This is a genomic window from Cedecea sp. B1(4) (assembly GCF_059414925.1).
Genome location: NZ_JCAHMZ010000002.1, coordinates 856,329 through 870,920 on the forward strand (window position 1 = coordinate 856,329; position 14,592 = coordinate 870,920).

The 14,592-nt window shown below is 55.0% G+C and carries 12 protein-coding genes and 1 pseudogene; 3 read left to right on the plus strand and 10 right to left on the minus strand.

What is annotated here, in order from left to right; all coding sequences use genetic code 11:
- Nucleotides 1-44 precede the first annotated feature (44 nt).
- On the plus strand, nt 45-2,312 hold the full coding sequence (locus tag ACR6JA_RS07405) for a TonB-dependent receptor domain-containing protein (protein WP_494493237.1): 2,268 nt from the start codon (nt 45-47) through the stop codon (nt 2,310-2,312).
- A 40-nt stretch (nt 2,313-2,352) separates the two neighbouring features.
- Here ACR6JA_RS07405 and ACR6JA_RS07410 read toward each other — a convergent pair whose 3' ends face one another.
- Nucleotides 2,353-3,240 carry an SDR family oxidoreductase gene (locus ACR6JA_RS07410; RefSeq protein ID WP_494493273.1) on the minus strand — a complete coding sequence of 296 codons (888 nt, stop codon included), beginning with the start codon at nt 3,238-3,240 and terminating at the stop codon, nt 2,353-2,355.
- A 124-nt stretch (nt 3,241-3,364) separates the two neighbouring features.
- Between ACR6JA_RS07410 and ACR6JA_RS07415 the strand changes: the two genes are divergently transcribed.
- Nucleotides 3,365-4,261, plus strand: coding sequence for an AraC family transcriptional regulator (locus ACR6JA_RS07415; RefSeq protein ID WP_494493238.1), 897 nt, complete (start codon nt 3,365-3,367; stop codon nt 4,259-4,261).
- A gap of 10 nt (nt 4,262-4,271) precedes the next feature.
- On the opposite strand, the gene cybB is transcribed toward ACR6JA_RS07415, so the two are convergent.
- From cybB to ACR6JA_RS07460, 9 genes and pseudogenes are all read right to left on the minus strand, one after another.
- Nucleotides 4,272-4,808, minus strand: coding sequence for a cytochrome b561 (cybB, locus tag ACR6JA_RS07420; RefSeq protein WP_213716283.1), 537 nt, complete (start codon nt 4,806-4,808; stop codon nt 4,272-4,274).
- 143 nt (nt 4,809-4,951) lie between these two features.
- On the minus strand, nt 4,952-5,746 hold the full coding sequence (locus ACR6JA_RS07425; protein ID WP_213716282.1) for a YdcF family protein: 795 nt from the start codon (nt 5,744-5,746) through the stop codon (nt 4,952-4,954).
- Nucleotides 5,747-5,832: 86 nt separating this feature from the next.
- A complete protein-coding gene (locus ACR6JA_RS07430) occupies nt 5,833-6,288 on the minus strand; it encodes a GNAT family N-acetyltransferase (protein ID WP_494493274.1) in 456 nt (151 codons plus the stop codon).
- Nucleotides 6,274-6,678 (minus strand): annotated as a pseudogene (gene fos, locus ACR6JA_RS07435) (fosfomycin resistance glutathione transferase); the annotation flags it as partial. The pseudogene fos and the gene ACR6JA_RS07430, both read right to left, overlap by 15 nt.
- A gap of 2 nt (nt 6,679-6,680) precedes the next feature.
- A complete protein-coding gene (locus ACR6JA_RS07440) occupies nt 6,681-6,959 on the minus strand; it encodes a VF530 family protein (RefSeq protein WP_213716281.1) in 279 nt (92 codons plus the stop codon).
- 124 nt (nt 6,960-7,083) lie between these two features.
- The gene (locus tag ACR6JA_RS07445) at nt 7,084-8,778 is read right to left on the minus strand and encodes a methyl-accepting chemotaxis protein (protein ID WP_494493239.1); all 1,695 of its coding nucleotides are present in this window, start codon (nt 8,776-8,778) and stop codon (nt 7,084-7,086) included.
- A gap of 164 nt (nt 8,779-8,942) precedes the next feature.
- A complete protein-coding gene (locus ACR6JA_RS07450) occupies nt 8,943-10,592 on the minus strand; it encodes a putative bifunctional diguanylate cyclase/phosphodiesterase (protein ID WP_494493240.1) in 1,650 nt (549 codons plus the stop codon).
- Between the two features lie 106 nt (nt 10,593-10,698).
- Nucleotides 10,699-10,950 carry an HTH domain-containing protein gene (locus ACR6JA_RS07455; RefSeq protein WP_213716259.1) on the minus strand — a complete coding sequence of 84 codons (252 nt, stop codon included), beginning with the start codon at nt 10,948-10,950 and terminating at the stop codon, nt 10,699-10,701.
- A gap of 396 nt (nt 10,951-11,346) precedes the next feature.
- Complete coding sequence (locus ACR6JA_RS07460; protein WP_213716258.1) at nt 11,347-11,889, minus strand: GNAT family N-acetyltransferase; 543 nt, start codon at nt 11,887-11,889, stop codon at nt 11,347-11,349.
- A gap of 186 nt (nt 11,890-12,075) precedes the next feature.
- Between ACR6JA_RS07460 and ACR6JA_RS07465 the strand changes: the two genes are divergently transcribed.
- Complete coding sequence (locus ACR6JA_RS07465) at nt 12,076-14,373, plus strand: FdhF/YdeP family oxidoreductase (protein ID WP_494493241.1); 2,298 nt, start codon at nt 12,076-12,078, stop codon at nt 14,371-14,373.
- Nucleotides 14,374-14,592 lie beyond the last annotated feature (219 nt).

Sequence of the window (14,592 nt, forward strand, 5' to 3'; positions counted from 1 at the left end):
AATAAAAATAACTTTTATTTTATTACAATACTTCAAGGACACGTATGAACGTTAATAAACTGGCCGCAACTCTCGGCTCGGGCATGTTATTGCTCAGCGCCAGCGGATTGGCAAAAAATAATGATGAAGTAACTAACGGGGATAAAAAAGGCTCAGCGGTATTTAGCCCACTTAATGTTTCTGCCGGAAACATTACCCGCGAGCAAGAAGCGTTGGAAAAACCTGGCGCAACCAGCTCACGCGCCACGGATAAAAACCTGCAATCTCTGGATGCCACGCTGCGCAGCATGCCAGGCACCTATACCCAAATCGATCCCGGCCAGGGGACGGTGAGCGTGAACATTCGCGGGATGAGCGGCTTTGGCCGGGTTAACACGATGGTGGACGGCATTACCCAAAGCTTTTACGGCACCACCACGTCCGGCACTACCGTTCACGGCTCCACTAACAACCAGGCAGGCGTGCTTATAGACCCGAATTTCCTGGTCGGCGTGGACGTCACGCGTGGGGACAGCAGTGGTTCCGCGGGAATCAACGCCCTTGCCGGCAGCGCAAACATGCGCACCCTCGGCGTCGATGACGTGATTTTTAAGGGGAATGATTACGGGTTGCGGTCGCGCTTCTCGGTGGGCAGCAACGGGATCGGGCGCAGCGGGATGATTGCGACGGCCGGAAGAACAGACGCCTTTACCGACACCGGGAGCTTTGGCGCAATGGCCGCCATCAGCGGCAGTTCTGTTTATTCTAATTTCTCGAACGGCTCAGGCATTAATAGTGAAGAGTTTGGTTACGATAAATTTATGAAGCAGAACCCGAAATCCCAGCTTTATAAAGTGGACATTAAGCCCAACGAATTTAATAGCGTCGAACTGTCGGCCAGAACCTATGAAAATAGATTCTCCCGCCGGGACATCACCAGCGATGATTATTATATTAAATATCACTATGCCCCGTTCTCTGAGTTAATTGATTTTAACGTCACGGCCAGCACCAGCCGCGGCGATCAGAAATACCGGGATGATTCGTTGTTTACTTTTTACAGCACCTCCGCGCAAAACCGTTCCGATGCGCTGGATATAAACAATACCAGCCGCTTTAGCCTGGGCGATAACGATCTGGCGTTTACGCTGGGCAGCAAGCTAATGCGCACCCGTTACACCAGGCTTATTAATGCCGCCGCAGGTGATGAGAAAACCAACCAGGAGGCGATAGAAAACAATCCATTCGCCCCTTCCGGGCGGCAGGATATTTCGGCGTTATACACCGGACTGCAGGTGACGCGCGGTATCTGGCAGGCAGATCTTAACCTCAACTACACGCGCAACCGAATTACCGGGCATAAGCCGCCCTGTGACGAACGCGTTGTCTGCGTCCCCCAGGGAAGTTACGACGTTGACCAGCGAGAAAGCGGTTTTAACCCATCGGTCCAGCTGTCGGCCCAGGCTACGCCGTGGCTTCAGCCATTTGTCGGCTACAGTAAATCGATGCGTGCGCCAAATATTCAGGAGATGTTTTTCTCCAACTCCGGCGGCGCATCCATGAACCCGTTCTTAAAGCCTGAACGCGCGGAAACCTGGCAGGCCGGATTTAATATCGACACCAAAGATCTGCTCGTTCAGCAGGACTCGCTGCGCTTTAAGGCGCTGGCCTACCGCAGCAGGATCCAGAACTATATCTTCAGCGAGTCTTATCAGGTTTGTACCGGCGGTAGAAAATGCAATATGACCGAGGTGCTGGGCAATGACTGGGCGGACATCAGCGACGAGTACAGCGACAATATGTACATTTACGTGAACTCGGCCACCGGCGTCACCGCTCACGGCGTGGAGCTGGAGATGGACTACGACGCAGGCTTCGCCTTTAGTCGCCTCTCCTTCAGTCAGCAGCAGACCGACCAGCCCACGTCTATCGCCAGCACCTACTTTGGCGCGGGGGATATTACCGAGCTACCACGGAAATACATGACGCTGGATGCCGGCGTGCGCTTCTTCGATAAGGCTCTGACCCTCGGGACGATAGTGAAGTACACCGGTAAAGCACGGCGGCTTTCGCCTGATTTTGAAACCGATGAGCGTACCGGGGCCATCGTTAAAGAGGATTTACCGCAGATCCCGACGATTATCGACCTCTACGGCACTTATGAGGTGAACCGCAATCTGATGCTGAAACTCACGGTACAAAACCTGATGAACCGGGATTACTCCGAGGCGCTGAACAAGCTCAATATGATGCCCGGGCCTGGAGATGATGCCAGCCGGGCAAACACTGCACGAGGCAGAACCTGGATCTTTGGCGGCGAGATTCGCTTCTGATATCACACCATCGCCCGGTTGTTTGCCGGGCGATGTGCCATTAGCGGTATTTCATCTTCTGTAAATCTTCAATCAGCCCCGGTCCCGTTGGCCGCCAGCCAGTTTTTTGCTGCGTGGCGGCGCTTGTGGCCGACATGTCGTGTGCGGCAAAACTCCCCAGCCAGCCAAAATGATCGCTGGCTTTGTCGGCGGCAATGCTGCGTACCGGCACCCCAAGTCCCCGCCCGATCGTTTCGGCGATCGTTTTAGTCGCGATCCCTTCTTCCGCCACGGCGTTGTAGCGCTCCCCGGCCACGCCTCTCTCCACCGCCTGAACATACAGACGGGCAGCATCGCTCAGATGCACCGCCGACCAGCGGTTTTTGCCTTCGTCAACATATGCCGCCACGCCTTTGTCGCGAGCCAGCTCAATAAGCGGCGTAATTAGCCCCTGCCTGAACGTGTCATGCACCTGCGGCAATCGCACAAATGAGGCGTTAACGCCCCGCTCAAGCAGGCTGACCCCAGCAATTTCCGTGGCCTTACGCGGATTGGACGTCAGAAGGTTATACCCCTCTTCCGTCGCCGGTTTGCCCGGCTCGGTTGCGCCCATAGCGACAAAAGAGGTGATCACCATCGGGCGAGCCGAGCCCACCAGCGCGTTCCCCATAGCGGCAATCACTTTTCCGTCAGCCTCACAGTTGGCGACAAAGTTAGAAAAATCATGATTAAACGCAGTGTGAATCACGGCGTCAGCAAGATCCGCCCCGTGCTGCAGGCTGGCGAGGTCATCCAGATCGCCATAATGTGCTTTTGCACCCCAGGCTGATAAAGCCTCGGCTCCGCGCTGAGAACGCGTTAACCCCAGTACCTGATGCCCGGCAGCAAGCAGTTGTTGCACGATGGCCGAGCCAAGAAAACCGGTCGCACCGGTGACAAAAATACGCATAGTCATTATCCCAAACCGTCACTGAGGACTGAGTTGCCGTCCGACAGGATTTACTGTAAACAGAGGGAGTAATACGAACAATGTTCAAAAGTCGCCATTTTTGGTCTCATCGTCCGGAGTTTCTATGGATCCGCTGTCTGAACTGCTTTCCCTGTTGAAACCCCAAAGCTATGCCTCCGGCGGCGTGGCACTGCATGAAGGTATGGCCATTCAGTGGCCTGAACATGCCGGCATCAAGTGCTATGCCGTGGTGTCAGGCAGCTGCTGGCTATCGGTTGATGGTATGAACGAGCCGCTGCTGCTGCAGGCGGGGGATTGTTATCTTCTGCCGCCGGGGCCGCCTTTTTGCCTCGCGACCGGGCTTGATGCCGCACCTGTAGATTTCTACACGCTGCGCCGGGCGGGCAAGCTAGGGCCTGACGTTGTCCCTGGCCAGCAGGAAAGCTGTTTCCTGGTCGGCGGGCATTTTGTTTTGAGCGGGGAAGCGGCCGACCTGTTGCTGAGCTCTTTGCCGTTGGTCGTTTGCATTCAGCAACCTGAGAGTAAGGCCGCCATGCGCTGGGCGCTGGATCAAATGACCGATGAAGTCCGCCATCCTCGCCCCGGCAGCGCGCTTATTATTCAGCAGCTCGCGTGGATGCTGCTGATTCAGGCTTTGAGGCTGCACTTAACTCATCAGCCCGCCGTGGGCTGGCTGTATGCGCTGGCAGATAAACAGCTTAGTCTGGCCCTGACCTGCATGCATAAAGAGCCCGCTTTCAACTGGACGCTGGAAAAACTGGCGGAGCGCGTGGGAATGTCGCGGTCGGCGTTTGCCGCCCGGTTCAAAGCGGTGACGGGCGCATCCGCTATTGATTACCTGACGCGCTGGCGCATGATGCTGGCCTGCGACAGGCTGCGCCAGTCGGGTGATTCCCTGGCGCGTATTGCGGTGGCATTGGGGTATGAATCTGAAAGCGCGTTCGGTAAAGCTTTCAAACGGGTGATGGGCTGCTCACCCCGGCAGTATTCAAAAGGCTAGCGGCTGGCGCTCAGGGCTGCTGGCGCTTGCCGGGCATCATCCGCAGCAGCGTATTGTCTTTCCAGACGTAATGGTGAAACAGCGCGCCGAAGGCGTGGATGCCAATCACGAAATAGCCGGTGTTGGCGAGAAGTTCATGCCAGGACTTGAGACTAAACTCTATGTCTTCGTCCGGCACCGCCGCCACAGGCATCTGTAGCCCGAAGGCAACCCATTCGGTTCCGCGATAGTACATTGCCAGGAAACCCAGCACCGGCAGCGCAATAAACATCATATAGACAATCGTATGGACCAGATGAGAGATGCCGATCACCGCCGGATGCGGCTTTGGCACAATGGCCGGGGCGCGGTATTTGATGCGCACCAGCAGACGGGCAACCATCAACCCAAGCGCCGAAATGCCGCAGGTGAAATGAATGGCGTTGATCAGTGGCCGGTAGCTGCGTGGGGCAAAGCCACGCAGTTCCATGGCGCAATAAGCCGCCACGACCAGCAGAAAAACCAGCCAGTGGATCGAAATCTGTACCGAGGTATATTTAGTCCGCATGAGAGACCCTGCCCTGAAATTACGTTGAATGCAGGATAACGAAGAAACATTAAAAGATTATTAACATCAACACATTATGGACGTTAATTTGTTTCAGCGTGTAATTTTTTAACCATAACGTTTATCAGGGCAAGATCGGGGGATTACAGCCCCCGCTGGCGAATCAATGCGCTTAGCGCCATGTCCTGCTGGAGCGCATGCCAGGCGGCCATCACCTGCGGCGGGATATCGACATGAACGATAAAGTCCCGCCCCTGAGGACCGTATCCTGCTGCATCGTCGCGCAGGCGGGGAATTTCACCCAGCGCCAGCGAAACGTAGCGCTCAATCGGCCATAAACCTTCAGCTTCTCCGGCAAAAACAGTGCCCTGTTCTCCCTCGACTAATTCAGGAGCCACGCCGGGCCAGCTTCGCCATTCTGGCGCCTGCGCGTCGCCCTGCCAAACGCGAGCAAAAGTCGCCACGGTGCGGCGCTGCATGGTCGGATCCTGAATAATCAGCACACGCTCGGGGCTCAGGCCATGTTCCGCCATTTTCTCCACGCTAAACCGCGCGTTTTCCCCACAGTTGGTCGATTTCTCTTCGGTGATAATTTTCTCGTTCGGGACTTTCCAGAACTGGTGGGCAATGTCTTTGATTATCGCCGCTTCGGCACGTCCGGTGGTAGGAATGGTGTTATAGCGCGGGTGGCGAGCAATTTCCGCGTAGAGATACGTTGTGGAATGGCCTATTCCACCGGTGATGAGCAGCGTTTTTTCGCTATTGGCGGCAAACTCACACGCGGCCTCGAGGATTGGGATCACGGCGTTACCGGCCAGGATAATCAGATCGGCATCCTGTGCCTGCGGTGTGCCAGTAAAGTCGCTTTGCGCCAGCCACTGGCCGAGCGTATTAACGGCCTGAATTGTCGGCTGGCTCAAGGTTGGGGACGTCATCATGAGCGGGATCCTCCCGGTTAAAAACCAGCGTGTAGCCTACCCTGGTCAAGGTAACACGCCTATCAGATGCGACTGAAAGGGCTGTTTCAGGCTGCCAGCGACTTGCACAGCAGCAGGCGGTAATCGTCCGGCATGCCCTTCAGCTCTACTTCGATAAGCTGATAGCCGTTTTTGACCAGCAGCATCAGCATACCGCGAAATTTGTTGCGGGTTTTCACGGTCAGCGTGCGGTAGCCCTGTTCCATCGCCCATTTTTCCTGCGCGGCCAGCAAGCCCTGAGCGACGCCGTCCCGCCTGAACTCGGGTAAAACGCCCCCGAGCCAGCTGTAAAACGCCGTCTCACCGAGCGCGTAGCCGAGTTTAAACCCGGCGGGAACGCCGTTCACACAGGCAATGAGCTGGCTGGTTTGGTTCGTTGCGAGACGAGTCTGAAGATCCGCCACGCTTCTACAGTCTTCAAATTCTGGCAGGCGGTGATAAAGCGCGAGGATCTCCTCGAGCGAGGCTTGCCGCACCGTAAGACCATCGTCCTGAAAAGTCATCCCTTGATAAGGTTTTGCCCGGCAGGCCGCAAGGCGGCTGGCCAAATCCCCGACATGAAGCTCAAGCTGGTGGTTATCCGGGTCAAGAAAATAAAAGGAATGCCCTTCGCTGCGGTTGTCTTTCCAGACCCGCACGCCTTGCTGTTCCAGCGCCTTAACCATTCGGGGAAAGGCCCCTGCACTCACGTTGAACGCGTAGTGGGTGTAATGCACGGGCCGCTCACCGGCCTTTGCGTCCAGAGAAAGACAAAGCCATAAGTCACCGCAGGAAAGATAGGCCCCGGCGTCCCAGCGCGCATGCAGCCTGATGCCCGGCAGGCTTTGGTAAAACGCCAGACTCCGCGCCAGGTCTCGCACCGCAAGCGTCAGGTGATTCAGGCCAGTTAGCATCGTTATTCCTTATTTTTGGCCTGCCAGTTGGCCCAGGGGCTGTCCGCCGGTGCGTCGTTTCCGGTCTCTGGCTCATCCAGGGAAGCGATGTACATTTCTTCCACTTCTTTGCGCGCCCAGGGCGTACGGCGCAGGAACTTCAGGCTGGACTTAATGGTGGGATCGCTTTTAAAGCAGTTGATATTTACCTGCCGCGCCATTTCGGCCCAGCCGTAACGTTCGACCAGGGCGTTAAGCAACGCTTCAAGCGTCACGCCGTGCAGCGGATCTTTTGAACTCATGTTTTTTCCGGCTATTTCGTCAATTTGCGCACACCTTACTGATTCTAAAGACATGGCGCAACCGCGTGCGGAGCGAAACTAAAAGAAGTGAGAGGCGGCCCATTGCTGAGCCGCGAGAGGTCAATCAGAAGGTTTCCCAGTTGTCGGCAGACGCCGTCGCCGGGCGCGGCGGGGCAGATGTTGGGGAAGAAATGACGAGATGTTTTTGCGGCGCAGCGGCGAAACTTGTCGTCAGCCGGAAGGTACCGACCGCCTCCGTCAGGCGAGCGGCCTGCTCTTCCAGAGAAACGGCGGCGGCTGACGCCTCCTCCACCAGCGAGGCATTTTGCTGCGTGACATTATCCATTTCGTGTATCGCCTGCCCAACCTGCTGAATGCCTCGGCTTTGCTCATCCGAAGCGGCGGCAATTTCCAACATAATATCGGTCACGCGGCGGACGGCCTCCACAATTCCGGTCACCGTGGTGCCAGCCTGCGCCACCTGGCGGGAGCCGCTGTCGATCAGCGACACGGATTCGCTGATAAGCCCCTCAATCTCTTTTGCCGCCTGGGCGCTACGCTGTGCCAGCGTTCGCACCTCGCTTGCCACCACGGCGAAACCTCGCCCCTGCTCCCCCGCCCTTGCCGCTTCCACGGCGGCGTTCAGCGCCAGAATGTTGGTCTGAAAAGCGATGCTGTTAATCACCGCGGTGATCTCAGAGATTTTCTTCGAACTGGCTGAAATGTTGTCCATGGTGCTGACCACGCCCGACACAATACGCCCGCCGTCGCTGGCTTTCTGGGAGGCATCTTCCGCAAGCTTTGTCGCGTGATGGGCGTTGTCGGCGTTTTGTTTCACCGTAGCGGTCAACTGCTCCATGCTGGCGGCGGTCTGTTCGATGGCCGCCGCCTGCTGCTCGGTGCGGGAAGAGAGATCGGTATTGCCGGCGGAAATTTCACTCGAGCCCTGATAGATAGCCTCGGCGCCTTCGCGCACCGTGCTGACGGTGCTGACCAGTTGCTGCTGCATATGCTGCAGGTGCTGGCTGAGTTTGCCAATTTCGCTGTTGCCGGTCGCCTCTGCGGGCAGGGTCAAATCGCCCTCGGAGATGTGCTCAATGCGCTTCGCGGCGCGCTGCAGCGGGCCAATCACCACGCGACGCAGCATGATGAAGGTGAACACCGTCATAAACAGCGCAATCGCAAAGGCCCCGGCCATCAACGCCACGCTGGTACGGGTGCGGCTGTCGGCTTGTTCTCTCAGAGCGTTTGCCCGGTCGGTACGGATGTTGACGGCCTGCTGCAGTTTGGCATCGTAATCGCCGTCCAGCTTGCGCACCACTTCGCTTTCATGGGTGATGATCGCCTCAAACATGCCGTTTTTGGCGAACTTCAGCATTGGCTTCATCCCTTTTTCGAGATAGGCCGCAAAATCATCCTGCAGCCCTTTGTCCAGCGCCTGATCAGCTGGCGTTTTCACTTTTCGCGCCATATAGGTGCTGAAGCCAGCCTGCGCCTGCTTGATAAGCCCTTCGGCATTGGCCACGTTCTGCTTAACCTGATCCATATCCGCCACGCGGCTTGCGGCTCCGGCGTTGATCAGATTGATACGTGCCGTACGCAGGTGGTTGGCGCTGTCCGCCAGCCCCATTCGCACCTGGATTTCTTCGGTGACGTCCTGAAGCGCACGGTCACTCTGAATGAGAAAATAGCTGGCGAAACCGATGCATAGCGCAAACAGCAGCAGAATGCCGCCGAGGATAGAGGAAAACAGCGGCACCAGCCTGATGTGATGCCAGAAACGCACGCCGTTTTGTGGGGTCAGAGTTTTTATCGACATGTCCGTGACTCTCTTTGTATGGGGAATTCCCTTCAAAGGTCATCGGCCCCGGCGCGGAAAAACATTACGCGCTACGTCACAGATTTGCGTTAATGAAGCTCAAAGAAGTCCCGGAGAGTTAAGTGGATCACAGGTTTGTGCTGGCCGCTATTCTGCCCGCCCTTTCAGCGATGAATGTTCTTGATATCAACCGGCTGCCCAAACAGGAATCCCTGAATTTCAGTACAGCCTTCTTCTTCTAAAATACGCAACTGCTCGTTGGTTTCCACACCTTCGGCAATCAACGGTGTATTGATGGAGTTGCCGAGAGAGATGATCGCTCGCACGAAGGAACGAGCCTGAAAGTTGCTTTCAACATTCGTCAGGAAGCTGCGATCCAACTTGATGACGTCAAAATGGAATTCCCGCAGCGTGCTCAAAGAAGAATATCCGGTACCAAAATCATCCAGCGCAATGCTGATCCCCATTTTCTGGAACTGATGCAGGATATTAAACGTCAGCTTTTTATTAATAATGAACGCAGTCTCCGTCACCTCAAACTCAAGCAGTGTTATTGGCCACGCCGTTCGCATGAGAATGTCACGGACATTATCGATAAAGCTGAGATTACGCAGCTGCACTGGAGAAATATTGATCGAGATTTTTTTGTCCAGCTTGTTGGCCAACGACTCTTTACATACCGTTTCAATCACCCAATAGCCCAGTGGAACAATGGCCCCGCTTTCCTCGGCAACAGGGATAAATTCATCAGGCGGTATCAATCCTTGCTCCGGGTGATTCCAGCGAAGCAGCGCTTCATAGCCTGTAATCGCCTTATCTTTCAGCGAACGTTTCTCCTGGTAATGAATGAAGAACTGCCCTTCTTTGATGCCACGGCGAATATCCGCGGCCATCAGATTCCGCAGCCGCGTTTTTTCGTCCATGTCTTTTTCATACCAGCAAATCTTGTTATCCAGATTAGCTTTGGCACGGTACATCGCCAGATCTGAATTGCTGATAAGCGTATTGATATCTGTGGCATCATCCGGGTAAATCGCCACGCCAATACTCGCGCTCACGGTAATTTCGCTGTGGGCGAAAATCTGTTTGCCGACAAAACAGCTATGTAAGCGCTCGGTGAAATTACGCAACTCGTCGTCGTGGTTATAAGGCTTGGCCGCGACAAATTCGTCGCCACCGAAACGAGCAACAATCTCATCTTTTTCCATCGCTTTGAGTACCGAGGACGAAACACGCTGCAGAAGCTGGTCCCCTACCAGATGCCCTTCGGTATCGTTGATCTCTTTGAATTTATCGAGATCAACCGTGCAAATAGCAATGCGGTTATAGTCAGACTCAGTGAACAGTTTCTCCACAAAACTGAAAAATTCGACGCGGTTAGGGAGCCCGGTCAGCGCATCATAGCGAGCAAGCCACGAAATTTTGTCGTTCACGACCTTCTGCTCGCTAATATCCCGCGTAATTTTGGCATAGCCCAACAACGTGTGATGCTCATCATAGATGGCATCAATAACCACATGAGCCCAAAACCGGCTGCCATCCTTGCGATAGCGCCAGCCTTCCCCTTCAAATTTTCCATTTTTAAGTGCGATATTCAGATTACGCTCGGGCAGCCCGTTTTTTTGCTCCGCATCGCTGTAGAAAACGCCAAAAAACTGCCCCACAATCTCCTCGCGCAGATATCCCTTCGCTCGCAGCGCCCCCTCGTTCCAGGTGGCTACGGTGCCATCAACGTTCAGCATGTAGATAGCGTAGTCTTTTACGCTCTCCACAAAATGACGATAGGCGATATCAGTTAAGCTTTCAGTACGCATCTTACCCTTGAGTTAATTGTGGTTATTTTGTTAATAAAAAGAATAATTTATCGTATTATCGTCGACGGAGCCACGAAGCTTTAAGCCCGTTATCGCCTGTAGCCGATCATTTTTCCCGCTTCACTCGTTGCAAATAGTTTTCCAGTTGCTGGGTGACTTCAAGACTGAGGGCATACTGATCGTCCCCCACATGATAAACATAGTTGCTTAGCCGCCGGAGATCCCGGTATATCGTCCGTTCGCTTACGCCAAATTTACTGGCCAGTTGATGACGGGACACGCGCTCACAGCTCAGCATTTCACAAAAGATACCGGCAATTCTGTTGGCAAGCAGCGTGCTTTTTTCGGGGGGGGTCATGAGTGTTTCTCCTGCAAGTCGGTGTCAGGAATGTTAGCGCGAACAAATGACAGGTCGTGTCAGCCATTGACAGAATATATCCGCGTCTGCTGGGTAATTATTACGCAACATTATGACAAGACTAGATTTTTTTGAGCCAAAATTAACACCCGTGGAGATCGGACAACATATTGACGTCTTTGCAGGGTATAATCGCGCCTCACAATAAGTAGGCAGACTATGACCGTGAGTAAACATCGGGTAACAAGGCCAGATGAAGTTGAGATGAAACAACGGGCCTGGCATCAGGCACGACGTGCCATCCTGAGCGGCAGACCCGATGTCGCGCCGCTGACGCCGCCCTCGACGCTGTACGAAGAATTGGCCATCGGCTACCACATCCGCCAGCTCACGCGGCTACAAAAATGGTTTACCGACCGGGGGCTTCCCCTCCCCGAGTAAATACCGCATTGCGCAACGGGGTAAAATCATCAGGCCTTCTTCGCGTTGGTGCGTAAGGCAGCAAGCAAGCGCCGGCGTTAACTCCGCATCATTTATAACGACAAAACCGTGGCGTACATACCAGGGGCCATTCCAGCTCACATCTCTGTAAGTTGTCAGCGTGATTTGGCTTACGCCAAGCGCCTGCCCCATGCGTTTGACTTCAGCCAGCAGCATAGCCCCCACGCCCTGACGCTGAAAATCCGGATGGGTTGATATCTCAGCCAGATAAAGCGAATCCTCGTGCCGCTCGCAATAGCAAAAACCCTGGATCCTACCGTCGCTCCCGACGACCTTCCAGGCGAGCTTATTTTCGATGGCAGAGGCGTGAGTCGACTTGCTCGTTACCCCAGCGGAGGCTAAAAAAGCCAGTTCGGGCACGGCAAGAAAACGGTGCGCAGCGGCTGTCTCAACGCGCTGCAGTTCTTCAATATCCCTAATATCACTGGCATACAACATCAGTATTCCCTTCATTGATTGGCATTAATGCCTGGCATTTTAACAGCCTGCTGCCGTGAATCCTGGCCGTTTCGTTGATGGCCGATTGACGTTAGCGCTTCCACAAATGTTAATCAGGAGTAAACTAAAGGTAAGCAACTCATCTGTGTTATTGCGCAATCAACCATAACAAGTGACACCTGCCATATGAAATTCAAATCGGCGATTAAGCCTTACCAGGCCGCAGCGGGCGGCTGGGGTTCTCTCGAAGCGACTACCCGCTTCGTCATCGACAGCAAACATGCCCTGAAAAACCTGCGTAACCTGATGCGCATGAACAAAGCCAAAGGCTTTGATTGCCCGGGCTGTGCCTGGGGAGATGATAACAAAAGCACCTTCAGCTTCTGCGAAAATGGCGCCAAAGCCGTCACATGGGAAGCGACTCGCCGCTTTATCGACAGCGACTTTTTTGCCCAGCACAGCGTCAGCAAACTCTATCAACAAAGCGACTACTTCCTTGAATATCAGGGCCGCCTGACCGAGCCGCTCAGCTACAACCCACAAACCGATCGCTACGAGCCTATCACCTGGTCCAGCGCGCTAAGTCTGATTGCGCAACATATTCAGGCGATGGATAACCCCAATCAGATTGAACTTTACACCTCCGGCCGCGCCAGCAATGAAGCCTCTTATCTTTATCAACTTTTTGGCCGCATGCTGGGTACAAACAATTTCCCGGATTGCTCAAACATGTGCCATGAAGCCAGCGGCAGCGGGCTAAAACGCAGTATCGGCGTTGGGAAAGGCACGATTCGGCTGGATGATTTCGACAAAGCCGATGCCATTTTTGTGTTTGGCCAGAATCCCGGCACCAATCACCCGCGAATGCTGCACAGCCTGCGGCATGCGGCAGAAAACGGGGCGCAAATAGTCACCTTCAATACGCTGCGCGAGCGCGGCCTGGAACGCTTCGCCGATCCGCAAAAACCGCTGGAAGTGATCACCCCGCTGGCGGGCACCATCAGTACCAACTATTACCAGCCAAATCTGGGCGGCGACATGGCGGCGGTACGCGGCATGGCAAAAGCCCTGCTGGAAACCCATCGTCGCCTCATCACCGAAGGTGAAAACGGCGTGTTTGACCTGGCCTTTATCGATGCCCATACCCACGGCGTTGAAGCCTGGTTTGCCGCCATCGATGAAACCAGCTGGGAGAAAATTACCCGGCAGTCCGGGCTGAGCGAACTCCAGCTTCGCGACGCCGCGGCTATCTGGCAGCATTCAAAGCGGGTGATTTTCACCTGGGCTATGGGCATCACCCAGCACAAACACTCGCTGAATACCGTGCGGGAAATCGTTAACCTGCAGCTGCTGGGCGGCCATTTAGGCCGTCCGGGTGCGGGCCTTTGCCCTGTGCGCGGCCACAGTAACGTGCAGGGTAACCGCACGATGGGGATCGATGAAAAGCCGCCGGTAAGCCTGCTCGATAACCTGGCCAAACACTTTGATTTTACGCCTCCGAGCGAACATGGCCACAATACCGTTGAGGCCCTGGCTGCGATGCTGCGCGACGAAATCAAAGTGCTGATTGCGCTTGGCGGCAACCTCGCCGCTGCGGCACCGGACAGCCCGCGCACGGAAGAAGCCATCAGCCGCTGCGGCCTGACCGTGTTCATCAGCACCAAGCTGAACCGCAGCCATCTGGTGCCGGGTAAAGCCTCGCTGATCCTGCCGACGCTTGGCCGTACCGAAGAAGACATGCAGGTTTCTGGCCGCCAGTTTGTCACCGTCGAAGACTCCTTTAGCATGGTTCACGCCTCCGAAGGCATCGGCAAGCCGATTGCGGACACCCAGCGCTCTGAAACCGCGATTGTGGCCAGCATCGCTGATGCCGTTCTGGGCAGAAGCAAACTGGACTGGCTGGCGCTTGCCGACGACTACAACCTAATTCGCGATCACATCGCCGCCACATTACCTGGCTTTAAAGATTTCAATCAACGCTGCGAAGAACCTGGAGGATTCTACCTGGGCAACGCGGCGGCAGAACTGCGCTTTAATACGCCAAGCGGCAAAGCCGAATTTAGTCATGCCCCGCTGCCGGATTCGCTGTGGCAAGGTGTGGAAGCCCCGTTCACGCTGCAAACGCTGCGCTCTCACGACCAGTACAACACCACGATTTACGGCCTCGACGATCGCTATCGCGGCGTGTACGGCCAGCGTGAAATCCTGTTTATTCACCCTGATGATATGGGTGAACTCGGCCTGAACGATGGCGATAAGGTCGATATAGAAACCATCTGGCATGACGGCATCACCCGTAAAGTTAGCGGTTTTAAGCTGGTGGCCTATGACATCCCGCGTGGCAATCTCGCAGCCTATTACCCGGAAACCAACCCGCTGGTGCCGCTCGGCAGCATTGGGGACGGCACCGGCACGCCGACGTCAAAATCTGTGCCGGTGAAAATCACCCGGAGCGAAACGGAGAATACACGCCGAATTGCCTGATCGGGAATCACATTCCCTCTCCCGTAAGGGAGGAGATATTGCTCACAGATATTCTCCATGATGGCTCAGCTTAAGTTCCGTTCACTTTCAGCCCTGTTTTATCTGTAACCACCGCACCAGTGAACGTCTCGGGGGAATCACCGTCATTCCCCCGAGACCCCGGACTCCCGGCCAAATAAATCGACCGCTGAAGCGGTAGACCTCCGTTTTATCTCCCAG